Genomic DNA, 518 nt, shown 5'->3' with positions numbered 1-518 from the left:
GGCGCTGAAATTGCCGGTCACTGCCGCACCATCTTCCGTGGCACTGACACTCACTACTTCGGCAGTAGGCTTGTCGTTAGTCCCTGTAATCGTAATCGTGACCGTCGCCGGTTCACTGGTGGCATTCCCTTCACCGGAATCATCAACCGCCACATAGGTAAACGTGACCTGACGGGTTTCTCCCGCGGCCAGATCCTGGAAGTCACTGCCCGGATTGAAACTGAAGGTGCCGTCATCGTTGTTGATTACCGTACCTTCTGTCGGCTGGCTCACTATGTTGAAGGTGTGGGTATCGGTGGTGTCTGCATCCATGGCACCAAAGTTGCCCGTTACCGCAGCACCATCTTCCGTAGCACTGACACTCTCAACTGCCGCTGTCGGTTTATCGTTGGTACCGGTTATCGTGATAGTGACCGTGGCCGGTTCACTGGTGGCATTCCCTTCGCCTGAATCATCAACCGCTACATAGGTAAACGTAACCTGACGGGTTTCTCCGGCGGCCAGGTCCTGAAAGTCGC

General features: G+C 55.4%; 1 protein-coding gene. It reads right to left on the bottom strand.

The features are described from left to right. On the bottom strand, positions 1 to 518 hold a 518-nt coding region (locus AC27K1_RS21670), incomplete at both ends, for an Ig-like domain-containing protein (protein ID WP_487152877.1).

It is taken from the genome of Kistimonas ophiarachnellae (assembly GCF_057552235.1).
Note: the sequence above shows the minus strand (reverse complement) of the source record. Positions and strands in the feature narration are given on the sequence as shown.